We start from the raw sequence: 19957 nt of genomic DNA on the forward strand, positions 1-19957 counted from the left end.
CTAGCCGCACGCGGCTAGTGAGAACGGATTGTGACGCTTGCTTCCTCGGTGTACTGCAGCGCAGTGAGCGTTTCTTCGAGGTAGAGGGTGACTGTCTCAGCGTCATGGGACAGGTACCCGATGGAGAGGTCGCGGCCGAGGTGCAGCTCGTAGTCACCCCCGCGCAGAGAGAGCAGCACGGCGCAGTCGATCGCTGGCGCCCAGATCACGCTGTCGTTAACGATGCGTTCGATGTGCTTGATCACCGGGTAACCGTCGTCGGTTTCCTCGTGGACGTCCTCCCACATGTCGGCTGGCAGGAGTAGCGCGTAGGGGCCGTCGATACCTTCCAGCTGCAGCTGTGCAAGAGCATTGGAGACCGCCTGGGGAAGGCGCTCAATGTCATCGTTGATGGTGAGCGCTTCATTTGAGCTGGTGGGAATGATGCCCTCGATGCCAGCGTCGCCGTAGCCGTTGAAGATGATGGAGTCTTCTGCCTTCGCGATAGCCACGGCTGCATCCTTCACCGCCTGCCAGTCGGAGTCCTTGCTGCCGCGGGCTACGTTGTCAATGTCGTCGCGGCGAACGGTGAACGGCACTCGCAGTTCAACGAGTGGTGCTACCTCACGCTGCTTGGCCTGCACGCCCTCGATGGGCGCGTCAATGCTGGTTGTGTGGCCGGTCGCCACGGAGGACAGCTCAATGCCTTTAGGTCCAATGACGTCAATGACGCGGCGCCCGGCGATCCAGCGTTTGAAGGTGCGTGCCGCTTCTTCTTCGATTTCCTCCCATGCAACGGAAGACACGGGTGCTAGGTCGCGATACAGGTTGTACATGGTTACTCCTTTTTCCAGTTTCTCTTTAACAGCTTCTTTAATTACGGCGGTTAGTAGCTCTGATCTGAGGTCTTAGGCGTTGTCGGTGGTAGTTGTATCCGAACCGTACATGCCTTTGAGGCTTCCGATTCCCAGCGACCCGTCCCCGCGGGAGGGTTCCGTGGGCGCGGCGGCGGGCTGCGAAGCGGGTGCGGCGGCCGGTTGAGCGGAACCAACGGAAGCCGTTCCGGCGTCCGCTTCCTCCCAGAGGCCGGTGGCCTGGCTCAACGTGATTGCGGGTTGAATCGGGTTGTCCTGGTCATCCTCGGCATCGATCTCGGCGATGAATTCGTCGCGGGCAAAGTCGAGGATGTTGTCCAGAAACTCGGCCGGCGGCGCGAAGAACAGGCAGCCGGTCAGCGCCGTGGAGAAGTCCAAGATCCGATCGTGGTTGCCGGGTGGTTCGCCGATGAACATGCGGCGCAGCATCAACTCGGTAATGCGCACGTCGTTGGCGTAGGAGATGAAGAAAGTGCCCTGGTCACCGGATGCGGTGCCGAAAGCAAGGTTGTTGCGCACGATTTTAAGTTCGTTGCCCTCTTCGTCCTCAATCGTGTTTAAGGCGACGTGGGAATTCAGCGGCTTCTCGTCGTCGTCAAGCTCGATGTCCTCTGCTTTTGTACGCCCCACGACGAGCTCTTGGTCGCGGGTGGACAACGCGTCCCAGGACCGAAGGTCATGGATGTATTTCTGCTCCACGATGTAGCTGCCGCCGGCCCACGGCCCATCCTGGATCAGACCAACCTCCACGGCTTCTTGGCCTGAGGGGCTCTCGGTGCCATCGACGAACCCTAGGGGATCGCGGAAGTCCAAATAGCGGAAGGCGTGCACCTCATCCGAGCCAGAGATTGCGTCCCCGAGCTCCTTGGTGATGCGCCGCGCAAGATCAAAGGCGCGGTCAAACTCATCGGCGCGGATGTGGAAGAACAGGTCCCCTGGAGTCGACGGCGCGTGGTGCTTGCCGCCGGTAAGCTCAACAAACTCGTGGAGCTGCTCCGGCTTGACCTTCTTCGCAGGATCAAAAACGCGATCCCAGAACAACGAACCGATTCCTACCACGCAATTTAAGTGCGCAGTCGGGTCCCTAAATCCCACGGCGTGGACCAAGCCGCCGAGCTCCTCAAGAATCTCCAACGTCGCCGCCTCAGCGCCGGTGCGGATCGTCACCGTGAGGAAGATTGCCGATTTCGACTGCGGCTGCACCACCGTCTGCGACACGTCAGCTGATAGAAAATTACTCACGCACAAAAGTATATGTGTTTAGCACCAACGACTACCCCACCTTGTGGTCATCCGGCCGCGGCAGGCTGCCAAAACCTGGCCCTGCCGTACTCTGATGCGCATGCCGCATTCCCCGACCCGCTCGACCCACTCGCCCCGTTCAGCGTGGGCTGCTCTGTGGACGATGATGCTTGGGTTCTTCATGATCCTCGTCGACGGGTCCATCGTGTCCGTGGCCATCCCCGCGATCAGCGAATCCTTGGGCGCGACGTACAACCAGGTGATTTGGGTCAACAGCGCCTATCTTCTGGCGTACGCGGTCCCGCTGCTCATCACCGGGCGGCTCGGGGATCGATTTGGCCCAAAGACCCTGTATATCCTCGGGCTTACCCTGTTCACGGGTGCGTCGGCGGCGTGTGGGCTGGCGTCGTCGATAAGCATGCTCATTGGTGCGCGTGCTCTGCAAGGGATCGGCGGGGCGATGGTCACGCCGCAGACGATGGCGGTGATGATCCGCACCTTCAGCCCGCAGCAGCGCGGCAGCGCGATGGGCGTGTGGGGTGCGGTCGCGGGCGTGGCAACGATCGTCGGGCCCCTCATGGGCGGCCTGCTTGTCGACGGTTGGGGCTGGGAATGGATCTTCTTCATCAACGTGCCCGTTGGAATCGTGGGCGTGGCGCTTGCGGCTGTGTACGTCCCGCGGCTGGAACTTACCGCGCGCCGGCTGGATTGGCTGGGCGTAGCCCTCTCCGCCGTGGGCATGTTCTGCCTGGTCTTCGGCATTCAGGAAAGCGCGGCGCTGGCGTGGGACATCCGCGCGATTGGCCTCATCGGCGCGGGATGCGCGTTACTGGCGGTGTTCATCGCGTGGCAACGACGCACCGCGCGTGACCCACTGGTGCCCTTGTCGCTTTTCGACGACCGGAATTTCGCGCTCGCCTCAGTAGCGATCACGACGGTGGGATTTGGGATCACGGCGATGGTCCCGTGGATGATCTACGTGCAGCGGGTCCAAGGCTTCACCCCCACGGAAGCCGCGCTGCTGGTCCTGCCCGCGGGTGTGGTCTCAGGCGCCGTGTCACCGTTCGTGGGGCGGCTCACCAACACCCGCGACCCCAAGGCCTTCGCCATCGCAGGCTTATCGACGACCGGCGCAAGCATCGCTCTCCTAGCCCTCATCGCGGACCCATCAATCGACCCGACATGGATGCTGGCAATCAGCGTCATCAACGGCCTGGGCAACGCAATGATGTGGGGTCCGCTGTCGATGATCGCCACCCGCAACCTTGACCCGCGACTAGCCGGTGCCGGGTCCAGCGTGTACAACACCGTGCGTCAGCTTGGCGCCGTAATTGGCTCTGCCGCGATCGCCGCAATGATGACCGCGCAGCTCAACCGCCAGTTGGGCGCAACGGGGGGCGCTGGTGCTGGTGGTGGCGCTGGCGCTGGCGCTGATGCGTCCTCAGGTGTCCTTCCGGAAGCCATCCACGAACCTTTTGCTGCCGCGATGAGCGCCACGCTGTGGTTGCCCGCAGTCGTTTTATTGGCGGGTGCGGCTGTGGCACTATGTTTTGCGCCAACCAAAGCGTGGGGCGCGCACCAGTCCCCGATGGGGAAATAACTAAAATTTTGGTGAGAATCGCTGAATTTCTTCCGCTTTCGAAAATAGAATGCTTTGCATGTGGAATCCATTTGCTAAGAAGTTTTCGGAAGATCAAGCTGACCTCGCCTACTCCAAGCCAGACGATTTCATCGCCGACCCCACCAAGCGCAAGGCCGCTTTCATCACCGGCGGCGCCGGCGGAATTGGTAAGGCTACCGCCGAGCGGCTTCTCAACTTGGGGTGGACCGTCGGGGTCTACGACATCATGGACACCACGTGGGACGAAGGCCGCGGTATCCCCGAAGGCCAACTGATCAAGGGCACCCTTGACGTCACCGACCGCGACCAATGGGACGCAGCCCTCCGCGAATTCACCGACCAAACCGGCGGCCGCCTGGACTTCCTGTTCAACAACGCGGGCATCATTATCGACGGCTTCCTCGTCGACCAAGACCCCAAAGCCATCCAGAAGCTCGTTGACATCAACTGCGTCGGCGTCGCCTACGGCGCCCAGGCCGCCTACCCATACCTGAAGAAGACCCCGAAATCCACGCTAATCTCCATGTCTTCTGCATCCGCCGTGGCTGGCCAGCAGGAGATCTCCACCTACTCCGCGTCGAAATTCTTCGTCAACGGCCTCACCGAAGCCCTGTCCATGGAATGGCGCAAGGACGACATCTACGTCTACGACCTCATGCCACTGTGGGCTAACACCAAAGTCGCCACCGTCAACGCCAAATCGATTTCCAACCTAGGCGTGAACCTGACCCCCGGCCAGATCGCCGACCGCGCCGTCGAAGTCCTGCACTACAAGAGCTACTACCACAAGTGCATCCCCCACTACGGCGTCAGCCTCTTCGACCGCGGCCTGAAATTCCTGCGCAAGCCCGGCCCCGAGCACCTCGTGCGCTTCTTGAACTGGATGATGACCACGTAGCGCGTTCGCATTCGCTCACGCGCTACGTGAAGGTGGCTGTCCACGTCGTCTTCGCTCACGCGCTACGTGAAAACCCCGTCGTCTTCGCTCACGCGCTACGAGACAACCACGTCGTCTTCGCTCACGCGCTACGTGAAAACCCCGTCGTCTTCGCTCACGCGCGCTACGCGCAGTAGGCGGACCCCGCCTCCACAACTAAAAACCATACGGCTATCAAGTGCAGTACCGCGGCGATGATCGTCAGCGTATGAAAGTGCTCATGGTAGCCGTATAACTTTGCGTTTCGGCCCGGCCACTTCAGGCCGTACAGGAGCGCCCCCAACGTGTATAAGGCACCGCCTGCAAAAAGCAGCCACACAACCGCGTGATTCACCGTGCCCCACAAGCGCGGGATCAACGGCAAAATGATCCACCCTAAAGCCACGTAGATAACTGGCGCGAGCCACCGCGGGCGGGAAACCCACACGAGGTTGAGAACCAAGTTCGCTATCGCGCCTACCCACGCCACACCGAGCATGATCGCCGCCGAGCGCGGCGAGAGAACAACCAGGCACAGCGGTGTGTACGTCGCTGCGATGAAGACACCGATCATCGAGTGGTCAGCGCGGCGCCACGCCTCCACCCCGGCGGCGGTGCGCCACGGCCAGCGGTGATACACACCAGAGACACCGAACAACGCAACCAGGCCCACACCGTAAATAGTCGCGCCGAGGGCTTGGTACCACAGCAGCGTCATCCAGGAATAAGTAATAAGGACCGTGGAGGCGATGATCGCTGCCTGTGCAGCGCCCAAATGGAACCACCCACGTAAACCCGGGCGTTCACCACGGTCCGCGATCCAACGGACGTGCTGGATCTGCGTTCCGATTGCGTCCGACAGCGTGCGGGTGACGGATTCATAAGACATTGATGAACAACCTTCAATCGACTAACTTCTAACTACTAACTTCGCGCTTTTAGTGTGCCCTAGATTGCGCAAAAACGAACATCTGCCCATCTGATCTTGCCGAGCACATCTCAGACGGCGTTATCCCTTCTTACCCGCGAAAGGCAAAGGCCCACCAGGGCTGGGAAGCCCTGATGGACCTTGGGGTCGAATGCCGCATTCGCGGGTTAGACGTAGTGCTCTTCGTACTGGTTGTTGGCCAGGGCGCGCTGCTCAGCCGCGCGCTCGGCACGCAGACGGGCGTTCTCGTTTGGATCTTCCAAAGCGAGGTTGCGGCGGCGTGCATCGTACACCAAGGTCGAGCCGATCAAAGCCAGCGCAGTGGTGGCCACCAGAACGGCGATGGCGATCCAGAAGGTGTGGTCCCAGATCCCGTCGGTAGCGCGGACGAACGCGTTACGTGCGTGGCTAATCGGGTGGAGCGGATTCGCGGCAGCCAACGGCGCAGGCAGGGTGGACAGCGGCCAGACCGCGTTGGCCACAACCAGACCGTAGATGTAGAAGGCCAGGTTGAACACCGAACCAACCAAGCGTCCGAAGGTGATGCGGAAGAACTGGTAGACGGACGTACCCATCGCGACGTTGAGCAGCAGGACCAGGATCATCGCTGGCCAATTGTCAGGGCGCCAGCCGACGGACGCGGAGATGAACGCAATCAGAGCAACCAGTGCCAGGTTGATACCAAACGCCGGAGCCCATGCCTTGATCACAGGACCGAAGGCGGTGCGGGAGTGGTCACGGCGACCAACAGCGTGCGGCAGAAGCATGTTCACAACTGCCATCAGCAGGAAGGAGATCACGATCAAACCCAGCATGGAGAAACCGCTGGAGAGCTCCTGAACCGTGGGGTTCTCCGGGTCGACGACTTCCTGGGTCGGGTGCAGGTTCGCTTCTTCGAAGACGATCGGCACTGCCATCTGGGTAGTGGATTCGTCCATCCTCTGCACCGTCGGTGCGCGCTTCGCACCCTCGCCCAGGGCGGTTGCCAGCTGGTTGGAACCATCCTTCAGCTGACCGATACCGTCGGTCAGCTGTACGCCACCTTCACGCAGCTGGCCGGTACCTTCCTTCAAACGCGTCGTACCATCGTGCAGTTGGAATGCACCGTCAGAAAGCTCACCGGTACCGGCGCGGAGTTCACCAGTACCCGCTTTAAGCTGCTGAGAACCGTCGATCAACTGGTTCAAACCATTGCGGTACGGCATGTTCGGATCCGCAAGGTTCGCGTGCAGTTCTGCAGTACCAGCCTTGAGGCGCTGGAGGTCGCTGACGATGTTTTCCGGGTTCGCCGGGTCAAGCTGGCCAACGATGCCCGCAACCTTGTCGGCTTCAGCATGCATGCCGACGGTACGCAGCAGATCAATGACCGGCTGCAGCTGGCCAACCGCACCCTGGACGTTCTGCAGAATCGGGATCAGCATACCGGTGAGCTGACCCACACCTTCGTCGATCTGGCGTGCACCGTCAGCAAGCTGGTCAGTACCGCCGGAGAGTTCAAGCAGACCGTTGGCAAGCTGGCCCGCACCGTCGTCAAGCTGGCCGGCACCGTCAGAGAGTCGAATCACACCGTCTTGCAGCTGCCCAGTACCGTCGTTAAGCTCCCCGGCTCCGTCGTCAAGCTGATTGATGCCATCAACCGCTTGACCCGCGCCCTCCTGGAGCTGGCCAACACCGTCATCCAGCTGCTTAGAGCCGTCAGCCGCCTGCTTGATACCGTCACCCAGCTCATTCAGGCCGCCGAGGACCTGCTCAGCGTACGTCTTGGTCACCTCGACCGCGACCTCATTCTGGATCTGCGGGACCAGACCAGAGGTAAGAATCGCACCGTTGGTGCCGTTGTAGTCGTTGAAGTCGAAGAGGATCTTTGCTTGCGCCGGATCCTCATCGATCACGGTGACCACGTTTTTAGAGAAGTCCTCCGGGATCGTGATGGTGAACAGGTACTTGCCCTTGAGCAAACCGTCAGACGCCTGCTTCGCGTCAACCTCGGTGACGTTGAGGTAATCGCGGCTGGTCAGACCTTCGACGACGTTCTTACCAAAGTTCTCCTCGCCCTCGCCCTGGTCAACGCCCTTGTCCTCATTCACGATGGCCAGACGCGTGTTGGGCACGGAACCCGTCGGGTCCCACATGGACCACATGTAGATTCCCGTGAACAACAGCGGAAGAACCAGCAAAAGAACAATAAGGGTGCGCGCGAACGGCGACAGTGGGCGCCAGTTCAGCGCCTTTGCAATCGGCCCGTGGAAACGCGGTTTCGTCTGATCATCCGCGTAGTCGTATTGGTACTCCGGATCATAATCGTTGGCTGAAATGCTAGTGCTCAACGCCGACCTCTTTCTGCTGGTGTTTCTGCTCACGGCAACGCACGCACGTCTTCACGGCATGCGAAAACGATTTGCGAAAACGAATTGCTTTGTACGGAAATATAACCGTTTTTGTCTGGGAAGTCATAAAGTTGACGCACTTTTTTCCGACTTTTTTAAACTCTTACTCAGGTTTCTGGCATTTCACTGGACACGCGAATCCACCAATGACCCGTTAGGCTTCGCCTTATGGATTTCCCCGTCGCGCTTGCGGACTCCCTCCTCACCGTCATCATTGCCACCGTGGTGATCTTGGCTGTTGGATGGTTCGCCTACGCCGGATACGTCATCTACCGCGGCAAAGACACCGACACGAACGGCACAAAGCCCAAAAACGGATACGCCGACTACGGCTACAGCTACGGCGTCGCGGATTCATACGACGACATTCCAACCGGGGCCGCCTACGCCGGGACCGACAGCTCTTCGAGCACAACCGGCACATACACAGACGCCGACTCCGCAAGCACCGCCAACACCGCCAGCACCGACACCAGCGCGGCGCGCGAGCAGGGAACCATCAGCACCAGCGCGATCGTCGGGATTATCGCTGGAGGTTTCGGCCTTCTCGCGACAATCATCGCTGCCATTGTCATTGTGGCGCTGTAACTTTCACACTTCCCAGCGCACGTCGGAGGGGTCTTTATCTTCGCGCCACCCGCGCCACACTGCGTGTCGGACGCTTCCACCTCTGGTGCGGCCGGTGACGGCGACTTCTCCCACGAGCTTCGGCGTCACCCACCACGCGTCCGCCGCGTCCGCCGCCGGCACCTCTACCGGTGGGGTTGCGCGTTTGATTCTGCGAAGACGTTTCTCTATCTCCTCCAGCTGCCGCGCGCTAAAACCCGTCCCTACCCGGCCTGCGTAGATGAGCTCCCCATCGTCGTTAGGCACGGCGAGCAGAAGCGAACCGATCCCGCCGCTGCGCCCGCCTTTGCCCTCGCGCGCGCCGATGACCACCACCTCTTGGTGGTGCTGAAACTTCATCTTCAGCCACGCGCGCCCGCGCTGCCCCGGCAGGTACACCGAATCCGCGCGCTTCGCCACGATGCCTTCGAGTCCCAGCTCACGGCTCACGGTCACCGCGTTGTCTAACGCCCCGCTATACGACGGCGGCACCGCAACCACGTCACCACTTTTCAGCACGGAGCCCAACACGTCGCGCCTCTCCGCATAGGGCGTCCGCAGCAGTGACCGCACCTGTGCCTCACTCGCCCCCGGCGCGCCAAGCTGCAACACGTCGAAAACCATGTAGCGCAGCTCCGCATCAAAATCCTCACCATCACGGTCGCCCTTCGCCACCGCCTGCAGCAGCCCAAAGTTCGGCCGCCCGCGTTCATCGAGCGCCACTATCTCGCCGTCGAAAATCGCGCCGCCACGCTCCACCGCCTCCCCATCCAGAAGGCCCGTCAGCTCCGCGACCTCAGGAAAAACGGCCGTATAATCTTTCCCGTTCCTGCTGGCCAGCGCCACCCCATCCGTGCCAACACCAGCGAGCATGCGGTAGCCGTCCCACTTCATCTCAAACGCCCACGTCTCCCCCTCCCGCCTGCCGCGCTGAACGTCGGCCTCGGTGCCCGCGCGCGCCAGCATCGGTTCGGGCAGATGCTCAATGCTTATCGACGACCGTGAGGCGGCCTTCGCCGCCTCACGAGAAGAACCTTCGGCGGGATTCGCCGCCTCACGACGAGGGCCCGCTTGCGGGGCGTCGCCAGACGCCACGCTCTGGTCTTTCATGAACTTGATCAGCCAGTTCGCGTCGTCTTTTGTGGAGTTGTCCTTATTGGACCGGATTAGGGCGAAGCGTCGGGGGATGCCGCCGAGGCCGCCGTCGGCGCGGCCGTGGAGGACGGCGATGACCTCTTTGCCTTCGCGCCACTTCTCGCGGGTGTAGGTGCCGGAGTCCCAGATCTTTACCTCCCCGGCGCCGTATTCTCCCTTGGCGATGGTGCCTTCGAACTCGGCGTACTCGATGGGGTGGTCTTCGGTTTGTACGGCCAGGCGGGTCAGATCAGGGTCAAGCGGCGGGCCTTTCGGGATGGCCCAGGAGACTAAAACGTCGGAGTGTTCTAACCGAAAATCCCAGTGCAGGTGGGAAGCGTGGTGTTCTTGGATGACAAAGATCGGTGCGCTGCCATGGTTGTCGCGGCTGTCGCGGCGGCCGGGCCGTGACAGTGGTACGGGTTCGGCGGTTTTGGAGGGATCGCGCATGGAGCGGTACGTCGATAAGCGATCGGGCTCCTCAAAGCCCAGGGATGCGATGGGGTCGCAGCCGTCCTCGACGCGCGCGATGACCTCGTCGAAGGTGAGGTGACGCAGGTCAGCAGCAGCGAGCTCCTCCCACGTGCGTGGTGCGGCGACGGTGGGGCGGTCCTTGCCCCGCAGCGAATAGGGTGCAATCGTGGTCTTTTTGCCGTTGTTCTGGCTCCAGTCAATGAAGACTTTCCCGGCGCGCTCAGACTTTTTCATCACAGACGTGACCTCGTCCGGGTGGTCGGCTTCCAGCGCTTTGGCCAGTTCGTGGGCGACAGCGGCAACCTGCTCCGCGGTGTGCGAGCCATCGAGCCCGGCATAAAGATGGATCCCCTTCGAACCAGAGGTCACGGGCACGCAGGCCATCCCCATGTCTTCGACGATGTCCCGGCACCACCGCGCGACCTTCGCGCAGTCGGTGAGGCTCACTCCCTCACCCGGGTCGAGGTCAAAAACCATGCGGTCGGGGTTCGCGGGTGTGCCGTCGCTGTTAAAGCGCCACTGCGGGGTGTGCAGTTCTAAGGCTGCGACCTGGGCGAACCAGGCCAGCGTGGCGGCGTCGGTGCCAGCTTCGGCGCCGCTGCCGGAAAGCAGCGGGTAGGTGTTGGTGCCGGATTTATGGGAGATGTCGGCGCGCGCGATCCACTCCGGCGCGGAGTCCTCCAGATCCTTGCGGAAAAACGGCTCCGAGCCCACTCCGTCGGGCCACCGTTTGCGGGTCACCGGCCGGCCAGCGACCTGCGGGACCAATATGCCCGCCACCGCAAGGTAGTAGTGCATCACCTCGGCTTTTGTCACCGCGTCATGGCCGTCGGTGGCCGGGTAAATCACCTTGTCCAAGTTGGAAACAGTAAGCGCGTGCCCGCCGACCTCGAATTTCTTGCCCGCCATCACACCAACACTAGGCAGTAGATTCGTTCTACGTGAAGATGAAGTATTACTTCGGGGCGGAAACGGCCCGAAAGCTTGCCGCCCAACTGGGACTGGACGCCGATGAATACGCGGCGTGGGTCGCCCCGCGCGTGGACGACCTAGAAATCAAGGACCGGGTTGGCGTCTTCGCGGCCGGTCTGCGCGATCGCCTGCCGAAGGATTATGAGGAGGCGGTTGGAGGGATCGTCGATAAGCTTGGCCCTGAGCTCGCCGAGGGCGAAGGCTACTTCAACCATGCCTTCCACCTGTGGCCCGTCAGCCGCTTCATTGAGGAGTACGGGGTCGAGCACCTCGAGGTCTCGCTGGACGCGATCGAGGCGTTGACCCGCGCGTTTACCGGCGAATGGGCCATCCGGCCGTTCCTCGCGCGCTACCCGGAAGCCACGTTGGCGCGCGTGCGTGAATGGTCACTGTCCCCTAGCCACAATGTGCGCCGCTTATCGACGGAGGGGATTCGACCCCGCCTCCCCTGGGCCGCTGTGCACCGGCCTTTTGTGGAAGACCCCAACCCGATCATTCCGGTGTTGGACCGACTTTTTGCTGACCCGTCGCTATACGTGCGTACGTCGGTGGCGAACAACCTCAACGACATCGCAAAAACTCACCCGGAACTGGCCGTGGCGACGGCTGTGCGGTGGATGGATGCCGATGCGTCGCCGGAAGTGGCATGGGTCGCCCGGCGCGGGCTTCGCGGACTGGTCAAGGCAGGGGATGCTGCAGCGCTGACCGCGGTGGGTTTCGCGCCAGGCTCGGGCGTTGAGGTGCTTTCCGTGGCGGTGCCGCCACAGGTGCGCGTCGGGGAGAAAATGCCAGTGCGCGCAACACTTGTGAACACCGCCGATACAGCGCTGGACGTACTGGTGGACTACCGCGTGTATTTACGGAAAAGCAATGGATCCGCGCGCCCCACGACGTTTCGCCTCGGGGTGTTCACGCTGGCACCGGGTGAGGAACGCGAGATCTCCAAGACGCACTCCATGGCCGTGACCAGCACGCGCACCTATTACCCCGGCGCACACGCCCTGACCGTCATGGTCAACGGTATGGAAACTGTACCGGTGCCGTTTGAGCTGGTGATGTAGGTGGGACGGGTCGTCGATAAGCAAAATTGCATAGCATGGGCGCATGCGCGCAATCTGGAGTGGAGCGATCACCTTTGGCCTTGTCAACGTGCCCGTCAAAGCGTACGGCGCGACCACTAACCACGACATTTCCTTCCATCAGGTGCACGCGAAAGACAACGGGCGGATCCACTACGAACGGCGCTGCGAAGTGTGCGGCGAGATCGTCGAGTACGCCGACATCGCGAAAGCCTTTGAGGAAGACGGCGACACCGTCGTGCTTAGCGACGATGACTTTGACTCCCTCCCCGAAGCCGACAACGACGAAATCGAAGTCCTGCAGTTCGTGCCCAGCGACCAAGTCGACCCGGTCATGCTGGACAAAAGCTACTACCTCGAACCGCAAGGCAAAACGCCGAAGAGCTACCTGCTTCTGCGACAAACGCTTGAGGACACCGACCGCACCGCGATCGTACGCTTTGCCCTACGGCAGAAAACCCGGCTGGGCGCGCTGCGCGTCCGCGGCAAAGTCCTCATACTTCAGTCGATGCTGTGGGCCGACGAAATCCGCGACATCGACTATTCCGAAGGCTTCAAAGGCACCAAATCGCGCGCGAAAATCGGCGATAAGGAGCTGAAACTGTCCGCCGCATTGGTCGAGCAGTACTCCTCCGACTTCACGCCAGAAGAGTACGAGGACGACTACCAAGTCGAGCTACGCAAGCTTATCGACGCCAAATTCGAACACGGCGACACCATCGACACCGAAGCGACCTTTGGACGTTCCGGTTCTGGTTCTGAGTCTGGCTCTGACTTTGGCTCTTCCAGCGATTCCGACTCGTCCGGTGATTCCGACGCGGACGTCGTCGATCTCATGGCCGCACTTCAGGCGTCGCTGGAGAAGAAGCGCGGCAAGAGCGCCTAGCGTCTCGCGCGGGCGTCGCGCGGGTGCCTCGTGCGGGCGTCCCGCGCCCCGTTCCCAACGCTTCGTTTTGCCCTCCGCGTCCCGCGTGCCTCGCGCGGGCGCGCCAGAATACAGCCAATCTTTTGTCTACGCAAATGTAGACCGGACAGTCTGTGGATAAGTCGCGTTTTTGATGACGTGACAATACGGTTATCCACAGGTTTTTGGGGGTCCCCTTTTCAGGTTGGGATTCATCGTCTAGCGTGCGAATTATGACGTTCCAAGCCATCCTCGACGCCGAGGTCACCAGCGCGATCGGCAACCTCGCCGACTTTGATCGCGATGCTGCCTTGCGCGCCGGCATGGCTGATTCCAGGATCAGGGATCTGGCTGCGGTTCACCGCGCGTACTACGGTCCGACTCGATTTAAAGCAAAGCAGCGTGAGGCCCGCGCGGCCGCTGATGCGAACAAGGTTTCTTTAGACAAGTTGGTGACCATCGAGAGGCGTCTCAAAGCGGTGTCCGACGACCGCGAGCGGTGGGCGCTCCGCCTGCGGCTCTTAAGTGTCCGGGGCAAGCACAGTACCCTCACCCGCGTGGCGCGTGAGCTCGTTCCGGCAGAGGTTGCGCCGCGGACACCCGGCGTGAAATTCACGCGGTCAAAGGACCAGCTGCGGTCAATGATTGTCACCGCCAGCGAGCGGGCGCTCGCCGAGCTTGAACGCTACCTGTCAGAGGGCATCGATCGGACTGCACCGTCGGGCCCGCAAATGCTGGCGACGTTCCTGCGGCTCATGCGCGGCGGCCACAGCGTAGACGCTGCGGGCCAACCTGACGACGGCGACGGCCGACCGTCGGGCGTTCCACATTCCCAGCCAGAGCCGCTGATTCTCATCCCCTTGCCTGAGTGGGTCAAGATCCACAGCGGGGCCGCCGACGAAGTCACGCTTAGGCTTACCGACGACACCACCATGACCGGCGCCGATTACCTCAACCGATTCCTGGCCAACGAGGACTATTTCCTTCAAGCAGCGCTGTTCCACCCCACCGAGGGCCCCGTCAATTTGTATCGCGTGAACCGATTCGCCAACAGCAAGCAACGCACCTTGCTCAGGGCCACCACACCGATGTGCCCCGTCCCTGGATGCCGCCGCAGCGCAGACCAATGCCAGTACCACCACATTCGCGCGTGGAAGGACGGCGGCGAAACCAATCTGGATAATTTGTCCGTCGCCTGCCACTATCACAATGGCGTCAACGACGACGACCCCACGAAACACCGACGCGGCCGCGTGGAAAACTTCGATGGCGACCGCGTATGGGTCTCCCCCACCGGGCATCCAGTCTCGAACTGCGATTACGGTGCCTTGAGCCAGCTATTCGGCCACGAAACGCGGCACCGAAGACACACCCGACGGCGAAGGTCGAACCAACAGCGAGGCCCAGACCGCCAACGAGGCCCGGGCCGACAGCGAGTCCCAGACTGAGTGAACCGCACCGATTGAGCCGTACCGATTGAACCGCACCGCGTGATGCGCTGCGGTCCATCGGCACGTCGTCGTGTGGTCAGGTGGTTGTGGCGCGGCGGCTGGGCGCGGGGCTGGGGCGCGGGGGCTAGGTCACGTTCGTGCCGAACAGGTAGCCGACCCCGAACGTGACGGCCAGGGCCAACGCGCCGCCGATGACTAGGCGCATGACGGCGCGCGTGGCGTTCGCGCCGCCGAGTTTCGCGGAGATCGCGCCGGTGATCGCCAGCGCGATGAGCGTTACCACCACCGTCACAATCACGCGCGCAGACGCCGGCGCGGCAACTACCGCGATCATCGGCAGCACAGCGCCGAGAACAAAGGCGAAGAACGACGCGATGGCCGCGGACCATGGGCTCACGATGTCTTCCTCGTCGATTCCGTAGTGGATCTCCAAGTGTGCCTTCAGTGGATCGATCGCGGTGCGCTCCTTGGCCACGGCGATCGCGGTCTCCTCACTCAACCCAGAGTTGCGGTAGGCCTGCACGAGGTGCTGGATCTCTGCCGCAGGATCGCTTTCGTGTAGGCCTCGCTCGGTGCGTATCGCAGCTTTTTCCGTATCGCGTTGCGAGGACACCGACACATACTCACCCAGCGCCATCGACACGGCCCCACCAATCACGGCGGCGACACCGGCGGTAGTGATCGCGATCAGATCATTGGTCGCACCAGCCACGCCGACGAGGACCGCCGCGACGGACACGATGCCGTCATTAGCACCAAGCACCGCGGCGCGCAGGCGGTTGAGCCGCTCGCCCATCCCATGGGTCTCGACTTCAACCTCCGGGAACTCATTCGGCATCGGCTTTCCTTCCACCAGCTCAACTGGGGCGGCGGAAGCATCGGCGTTCATGTTCGTCATAAGCCCCGTTGTACTCACGCTCACCAGGGAAAACAAGGATCCTTAGGCTTACTTCGCTCACGTTTGCGCACCCTTAGTTGCGCCGTGATAGTTTCACCATCATGAACTTGCGTAAACAATTCACCGTCGCGTTCGCCGCGGGAATCATCGCTTCATCTGCGCTCACCGCTTGCGGCAAAGCATCGCTTAACGACGAAAACCAGCCCCCCAACGCTAACACCACCACCGGCGCGTCGGAGGGCGATGGCTCCGATGAGAATACCAGCGGCGCGGAAGACAGCGACGCGAACGGCAGCGACGCGAACGGCAATGACGCGGACGACGCGGGAGATAGCGACAACGGAAAGGGCGGCTCAGACGACTCCGACGGCTTCTACGAAGTCGAAACCGGGGAATACGAATTCGCCGGAACCGTTCGCCTACGCACGGTCGGCGAGCTGCTTCAAGGCGCACAGGCACCAAACGGGGAACCGCTATCGGATACCCGCTACGTCTTGGAGTTTGACCACCCCGTAGAGGTAACGGCGTTCAGAGCGAACAAATCGCACACGCAAAGCAACGATTTAGCGGCTCTCTACGTCCCCGACGAACCCGACGACGGCGCCGCCACCTTCAACAAGTTCTTAAACAAGCGAGTATCCATCTACGTACCCAAAGATGGGTTCGTCTACCCCGCGGACACGAGCATCCCGATGGGTGCAATTCGAATTAATAGCTACAACGAAATCGTCGAGCGCTAGCCCCAAACACTGGGCCCAAACACTGGGCCCAAACACTGGGCCCAAACACGAGGCCGAAGCACGCGGCCCAAGCATGAGGCCCAAACGCGAGGCCCAAGGCTAGGCCCAAGCACGAGGCCCGAGCGCGGGGTTATGGGGCGGAGATGGGCAAAAGTTCGTCGATAAGCGAAAGTGCCCCCTCCGTGGAGAACTCCGCGGGGCGATGGGCGTCGCTGGTGCGGTAGGCGTCGATGACGTCGCGCCAGCGCGCGGGAATCCCGTCCTCGCCGTGGATGGCGCCGAGGAACGCGCCCGCGATCGCCGCGTTGGTGTCGGTGTCGCCGCCCATGCCGACGATTTCCACCAGGGATTCCTCGAAGCTTGCCCCGTGCGCCGCGTGGTAGCAGGTCAGATTGAACGCGTAGCGCACCCAGCCGATCTTCGAGCTCGCGACGTCTGTCGGACGCGACGCGATGAAATCCTCCACCTGCTCGCGGAGATCACCCGCGGATTCTTTAAGCGCCGCAACGGGATCCGCCCCGCCGATCACGCGAGCAAGCGCACCCACGTACGCTCCATTGACGGCGACCGTGTAGTCATTCGGGTGCGTCATCAACGCATCCGTGCGCGCGTGCTCAGCAGCACGATCCGGGTCCGCGAAGTACGCAATCGCCAGCGGGCTCACGCGCATCAAGGCGCCGTTGGACTGGGCCTCCGCGTTCGGCTCATACGGGTAACGCAGCGCCATCGCACACGTGTTGCCGATGTCGAACGGGTGCGACGCGGCCCAGCGGCGGTACGACTCGCGTACGTCGTCGGCGTCGAAGCCGCGGTTGCGCGCAAGGCTCCGCGCGAGGGCGAAGGCGAGCTCCGAGTCATCGGTGGCCTGGCCCGGCGCGACGCCAAACGGCCCGCCGCCGGTGAGCTCCCGCACGCCGTCCGGGTACATGCGGGCGATCTCATCCGGGTAGCAGAACTCCACCAAGGCCCCGAGATTGTCGCCGATAATCTGGCCGTACATCGCACCGCGCGCACGCGCACGCACATCGTTTACCACTGGGATCACCTTCTCTTTGTATGGCGCTGCTGCACAAGACACTGTACCGCCGCGGCCGAAAACGGCTGGATATGCTAGGGACATGACCCCGATCCTTGACGCGCTGGGCGCGGACTCTGTGACATTCATCGACGGCATGTGGCGCGCCGACGCATGTGACCACGGAGCGCTGGCATGAGGGGATACCGCGGGGGTGAGCACGCGCTTGCGGTGTACCTGTCGTCGATAGCTGGCTTTGTAGACACGATTGGCTTCATGTACCTGGGCGGCTACTTCTTGTCGTTCATGTCGGGCAACACCACGCGGCTCACTGCCGCGGTCAACGCGGGAAAGTGGGACGTCGTTGTCGTTGCGGGTGGGCTCATGCTGACGTTTCTCGCAGGCGTAGCGACGGGCGCCCTCATCAGCCGCCTCGGCCACCAACACCTGCCCCCGACGCGCACGCGCGAAGCCGTGTTGCTGTTCGTGTGTGCGATGTCCCTGGTGGCGTCGCTGCTCGTCGTGGTGGGGGCGGAACGGGTGGCGGTGTACGTGCTGTCCTTCACCGTCGGGGCAATGAACTCCACCTTTGAGCGCGACGGCGAAGTGTCCATATCCCTGACGTACATGACGGGCACTCTGGTGAAGATGGCGCAGAACTTCGTGGGCGCGTTCTTCGGGCAGTCGCACGCGCTGTGGCTCGGGTACTTCGCGTTGTGGGCGTCGTTGGCGTGCGGGGCGTTGCTCGGCGGCTGGGCGTACGTGCAGATTGGGCTCGCTTCGGTGTGGGTTGTCTCCGCTCTGCTCATTGTTGGGACAGCTGTCGCGTTGGTCAATCGTCACCGCCGCCGCGTCCGTGGCCTTCCTGTCTAGCTTTGCTGCCTGCGTGGCTTCCCTGCCCGCATAGCTTCCCTGCCCACATAGCTTTCCTGCCCACGTGGCTTCCCTGCCCACGTGGCTTCCCTGCCGGTTTAGCTTGGCTGCCGGCGTAGCTTCCCCACTGGCGCACGGTGGGCCGTCGAGACGCAAGGAACTTGACAGGACAAATGATGTTGTAGTCTATCAGCCATGCCAGACCGCATGAGAACCGTTTTCCGAGCATCCTCGTTCACCGCTGCAGTAATCCTTACCGCAACAACTTTGAGCGCATGCATCGACAAGGAGATCGAGGAACCAGATCTTTCCGGCTCCCAGTCGAGCAGTTCTGCGCGAAACGCAGGCAACGGAGACGGCGGCGACAACGCTGGCAACGGCAGCAACAAGTCCACGGCGTGGTACAAGGCATACAGAGACGTCCTGTCAGACCCCGCGAAATACCCACTGAACGACGCCGTGCGCTTCACACCAACAAACGAGTTTTACTACGCCTTGGTTGAAGCCAACGGCGGCGGAGCCCCGGAGCTGCTGTTGGCTCACCGGGGTGAGGACTTCTCTCCAGTGATCGTGTTCACGATCTCGCAGCCGGGCGGCACCGTGGCGTCGACGGACAACCTCATCATGGGTGTCGCGTCTGCGGGTGGAGACAGGATGAGGTTGGAGTCGTCGATAAGCGGTGAGGGGCTCTACCAGATCGACTGGACGTCCACGAGTCACACGGGTTCTTCCCAAAAGTATAAGCTCGAAGGATCCAACCCCGTCGCGGCTGGCACCGCGGAGCAGTTCCCGAACCTCGACCTTCTGCCCGACCACCAGGTGATCCGCTGGACGCGTTCCGACGATCTTTCAGCACTCGACGCAGGTATCAAAGGCAGCGTCGCGGATCCTGATCAATTCCCCGGTGGCCGCGGCGGGGTGGAGCTGATCGACCGCAACGAACTCGAGGGCGGCTCCGGCTCGGCGGCTGGCAGCCGCGACACAGGCCACGGCGCTGCCCGTTCCGCCGCAGGCGCCGACGGCGTCACCGACATGGGATCGGGCCAAGCCGTCGCCATCGGTACCGTCCGCAAAGTCACCGCCGGCGAACTGATGGACAGCGGCGCCACCCCCAACGGCGAGCCCGCTGACCAGACCCATTACATTCTGCAGTTCGACCACCCAGTGACGGTCACAGCGAAAAAACTCAACGGCGTGTTCACCTACACCCAGGACTATGCAGCGCTCGGCGAGAAGTCTCAATTCGCTAACGACAGTGGGCGGTGGGAGCGTTTCGTCGGTAAGCGAGTGCGCATTACCTCCAGCGACCTCTGGTACCCCACGGACGCGAGCCTCCCACTGGGGGTCCTGCGTGTCGGCAACGCGACCAACGTTGAGGTGCTCTAGAAGCTGTTTGCCCAGCTCCTTGTGGTGCTCGCGCCCGATGTGCAGCCGCCCCACGCTCTTTGTTCGCCTGTTCTTGGGTCTCCTTGAGGACGTTGTCCTCATCGACCCTGAATTCCTGCGATGAACGTGTCCGTGCGTCCCGCAGCGGGGAAAGCGCCACAGCTCACGGATGTAGCACAGCATTCGCCACCCTGCCGCGCCGGCGGCGGTGCCAGCGGTGCTGGCCGCTGGGTTGCCACCAGTGTTTGTGGCGGGGGTGGCGCCCGAAGTGTCACCGTAGGATTCAAAGTTCGTGAACCCGAGACGCTCATACAACCGAAGCGCGTCCACGTCCGGTTCGTCGACATTAATGTGGCATTCGGGGGCGCGGTGGTGGCGAAGGTCGTCGATAAGCATGTGCATGAGCGCGGTGCCCTCCCCGCGGGCGCCCGGGGCACGCGGTCTGCCGGTGTAAGCCGGTCTTGAATAGTTCATCAG

Annotated in this window: 17 protein-coding genes and 1 pseudogene; 10 read left to right on the top strand and 8 right to left on the bottom strand. The window is 62.2% G+C overall.

What is annotated here, in order from left to right:
• Positions 1-14 precede the first annotated feature (14 nt).
• Both CAQUA_RS07345 and CAQUA_RS07350 read right to left on the bottom strand, forming a co-directional pair.
• On the bottom strand, positions 15-815 hold the full coding sequence (locus CAQUA_RS07345) for a family 1 encapsulin nanocompartment shell protein (protein ID WP_196823865.1): 801 nt from the start codon (positions 813-815) through the stop codon (positions 15-17).
• A 72-nt stretch (positions 816-887) separates the two neighbouring features.
• Positions 888-2096 carry a Dyp-type peroxidase gene (locus CAQUA_RS07350; RefSeq protein ID WP_290178084.1) on the bottom strand — a complete coding sequence of 403 codons (1209 nt, stop codon included), beginning with the start codon at positions 2094-2096 and terminating at the stop codon, positions 888-890.
• Positions 2097-2196: 100 nt separating this feature from the next.
• Between CAQUA_RS07350 and CAQUA_RS07355 the strand changes: the two genes are divergently transcribed.
• The 3 genes from CAQUA_RS07355 to CAQUA_RS07365 are packed head-to-tail and all read left to right on the top strand — an operon-like array spanning position 2197 to position 4791.
• Positions 2197-3696, top strand: coding sequence for a DHA2 family efflux MFS transporter permease subunit (locus CAQUA_RS07355; RefSeq protein WP_231375329.1), 1500 nt, complete (start codon positions 2197-2199; stop codon positions 3694-3696).
• A 58-nt stretch (positions 3697-3754) separates the two neighbouring features.
• Positions 3755-4615 carry an SDR family oxidoreductase gene (locus CAQUA_RS07360; RefSeq protein ID WP_196823864.1) on the top strand — a complete coding sequence of 287 codons (861 nt, stop codon included), beginning with the start codon at positions 3755-3757 and terminating at the stop codon, positions 4613-4615.
• Positions 4616-4647: 32 nt separating this feature from the next.
• Entirely contained in the window at positions 4648-4791 is a 144-nt protein-coding gene (locus CAQUA_RS07365; RefSeq protein WP_196823863.1) for a hypothetical protein, read from the top strand.
• On the opposite strand, the gene trhA is transcribed toward CAQUA_RS07365, so the two are convergent.
• On the bottom strand, positions 4779-5522 hold the full coding sequence (gene trhA, locus CAQUA_RS07370; protein ID WP_196823862.1) for a PAQR family membrane homeostasis protein TrhA: 744 nt from the start codon (positions 5520-5522) through the stop codon (positions 4779-4781). The two genes, CAQUA_RS07365 and trhA, sit on opposite strands and share 13 nt — an antisense overlap.
• 206 nt (positions 5523-5728) lie before the next feature.
• Positions 5729-7888 (bottom strand): YhgE/Pip domain-containing protein, encoded by a 2160-nt coding sequence (locus tag CAQUA_RS07375; protein ID WP_231375328.1) that lies wholly within the window; start codon positions 7886-7888, stop codon positions 5729-5731.
• A 228-nt stretch (positions 7889-8116) separates the two neighbouring features.
• On the opposite strand from CAQUA_RS07375, the gene CAQUA_RS07380 reads away from it, so the two are divergent.
• Positions 8117-8536, top strand: coding sequence for a hypothetical protein (locus tag CAQUA_RS07380; protein WP_196823861.1), 420 nt, complete (start codon positions 8117-8119; stop codon positions 8534-8536).
• A 3-nt stretch (positions 8537-8539) separates the two neighbouring features.
• On the opposite strand, the gene CAQUA_RS07385 is transcribed toward CAQUA_RS07380, so the two are convergent.
• Positions 8540-11071 (bottom strand): ATP-dependent DNA ligase, encoded by a 2532-nt coding sequence (locus tag CAQUA_RS07385; protein WP_196823860.1) that lies wholly within the window; start codon positions 11069-11071, stop codon positions 8540-8542.
• A gap of 38 nt (positions 11072-11109) precedes the next feature.
• Here CAQUA_RS07385 and CAQUA_RS07390 point away from each other — a divergent pair, with 38 nt between their 5' ends.
• From CAQUA_RS07390 to CAQUA_RS07400, 3 genes are all read left to right on the top strand, one after another.
• Positions 11110-12195, top strand: a complete 1086-nt coding sequence (locus CAQUA_RS07390; protein ID WP_489618114.1) for a DNA alkylation repair protein — start codon at positions 11110-11112, stop codon at positions 12193-12195.
• A gap of 43 nt (positions 12196-12238) precedes the next feature.
• A complete protein-coding gene (ku, locus tag CAQUA_RS07395; RefSeq protein ID WP_196823858.1) occupies positions 12239-13099 on the top strand; it encodes a non-homologous end joining protein Ku in 861 nt (286 codons plus the stop codon).
• Positions 13100-13350: 251 nt separating this feature from the next.
• On the top strand, positions 13351-14565 hold the full coding sequence (locus CAQUA_RS07400; protein ID WP_196823857.1) for an HNH endonuclease signature motif containing protein: 1215 nt from the start codon (positions 13351-13353) through the stop codon (positions 14563-14565).
• 127 nt (positions 14566-14692) lie between these two features.
• Here CAQUA_RS07400 and CAQUA_RS07405 read toward each other — a convergent pair whose 3' ends face one another.
• Positions 14693-15406 carry a VIT1/CCC1 transporter family protein gene (locus CAQUA_RS07405; RefSeq protein ID WP_196825518.1) on the bottom strand — a complete coding sequence of 238 codons (714 nt, stop codon included), beginning with the start codon at positions 15404-15406 and terminating at the stop codon, positions 14693-14695.
• A 161-nt stretch (positions 15407-15567) separates the two neighbouring features.
• Here CAQUA_RS07405 and CAQUA_RS07410 point away from each other — a divergent pair, with 161 nt between their 5' ends.
• Positions 15568-16206, top strand: coding sequence for a hypothetical protein (locus CAQUA_RS07410; RefSeq protein ID WP_196823856.1), 639 nt, complete (start codon positions 15568-15570; stop codon positions 16204-16206).
• Positions 16207-16336: 130 nt separating this feature from the next.
• Here CAQUA_RS07410 and CAQUA_RS07415 read toward each other — a convergent pair whose 3' ends face one another.
• Entirely contained in the window at positions 16337-17326 is a 990-nt protein-coding gene (locus tag CAQUA_RS07415; protein ID WP_196823855.1) for an ADP-ribosylglycohydrolase family protein, read from the bottom strand.
• 90 nt (positions 17327-17416) lie between these two features.
• Between CAQUA_RS07415 and CAQUA_RS07420 the strand changes: the two genes are divergently transcribed.
• Positions 17417-18094 carry a YoaK family protein gene (locus CAQUA_RS07420; RefSeq protein ID WP_196823854.1) on the top strand — a complete coding sequence of 226 codons (678 nt, stop codon included), beginning with the start codon at positions 17417-17419 and terminating at the stop codon, positions 18092-18094.
• Between the two features lie 195 nt (positions 18095-18289).
• A complete protein-coding gene (locus tag CAQUA_RS07425) occupies positions 18290-19480 on the top strand; it encodes a hypothetical protein (RefSeq protein WP_231375327.1) in 1191 nt (396 codons plus the stop codon).
• Positions 19481-19834: 354 nt separating this feature from the next.
• Here the strand turns inward: CAQUA_RS07425 and CAQUA_RS11220 are convergent.
• Positions 19835-19954, bottom strand: a pseudogene (locus tag CAQUA_RS11220) (hypothetical protein); the annotation flags it as partial.
• Positions 19955-19957: the final 3 nt, after the last annotated feature.

Source organism: Corynebacterium aquatimens (assembly GCF_030408395.1).
GTDB classification, from domain to species: Bacteria; Actinomycetota; Actinomycetes; order Mycobacteriales; family Mycobacteriaceae; genus Corynebacterium; species Corynebacterium aquatimens.

Bases quoted from the DNA above. Each gene is read 5' to 3' on its own strand.
- CAQUA_RS07345 (WP_196823865.1), bottom strand. From the start codon at position 815: ATGTACAACCTGTATCGCGACCTAGCACCCGTGTCTTCCGTTGCATGG.
- CAQUA_RS07355 (WP_231375329.1), top strand. From the start codon at position 2,197: ATGCCGCATTCCCCGACCCGCTCGACCCACTCGCCCCGTTCAGCGTGG.
- CAQUA_RS07360 (WP_196823864.1), top strand. From the start codon at position 3,755: ATGTGGAATCCATTTGCTAAGAAGTTTTCGGAAGATCAAGCTGACCTC.
- trhA (WP_196823862.1), bottom strand. From the start codon at position 5,522: ATGTCTTATGAATCCGTCACCCGCACGCTGTCGGACGCAATCGGAACG.
- CAQUA_RS07380 (WP_196823861.1), top strand. From the start codon at position 8,117: ATGGATTTCCCCGTCGCGCTTGCGGACTCCCTCCTCACCGTCATCATT.
- CAQUA_RS07385 (WP_196823860.1), bottom strand. From the start codon at position 11,071: ATGGCGGGCAAGAAATTCGAGGTCGGCGGGCACGCGCTTACTGTTTCC.
- CAQUA_RS07390 (WP_489618114.1), top strand. From the start codon at position 11,110: ATGAAGTATTACTTCGGGGCGGAAACGGCCCGAAAGCTTGCCGCCCAA.
- ku (WP_196823858.1), top strand. From the start codon at position 12,239: ATGCGCGCAATCTGGAGTGGAGCGATCACCTTTGGCCTTGTCAACGTG.
- CAQUA_RS07400 (WP_196823857.1), top strand. From the start codon at position 13,351: ATGACGTTCCAAGCCATCCTCGACGCCGAGGTCACCAGCGCGATCGGC.
- CAQUA_RS07405 (WP_196825518.1), bottom strand. From the start codon at position 15,406: ATGCCGAATGAGTTCCCGGAGGTTGAAGTCGAGACCCATGGGATGGGC.
- CAQUA_RS07410 (WP_196823856.1), top strand. From the start codon at position 15,568: ATGAACTTGCGTAAACAATTCACCGTCGCGTTCGCCGCGGGAATCATC.
- CAQUA_RS07415 (WP_196823855.1), bottom strand. From the start codon at position 17,326: ATGTCCCTAGCATATCCAGCCGTTTTCGGCCGCGGCGGTACAGTGTCT.
- CAQUA_RS07420 (WP_196823854.1), top strand. From the start codon at position 17,417: ATGAGGGGATACCGCGGGGGTGAGCACGCGCTTGCGGTGTACCTGTCG.
- CAQUA_RS07425 (WP_231375327.1), top strand. From the start codon at position 18,290: ATGCCAGACCGCATGAGAACCGTTTTCCGAGCATCCTCGTTCACCGCT.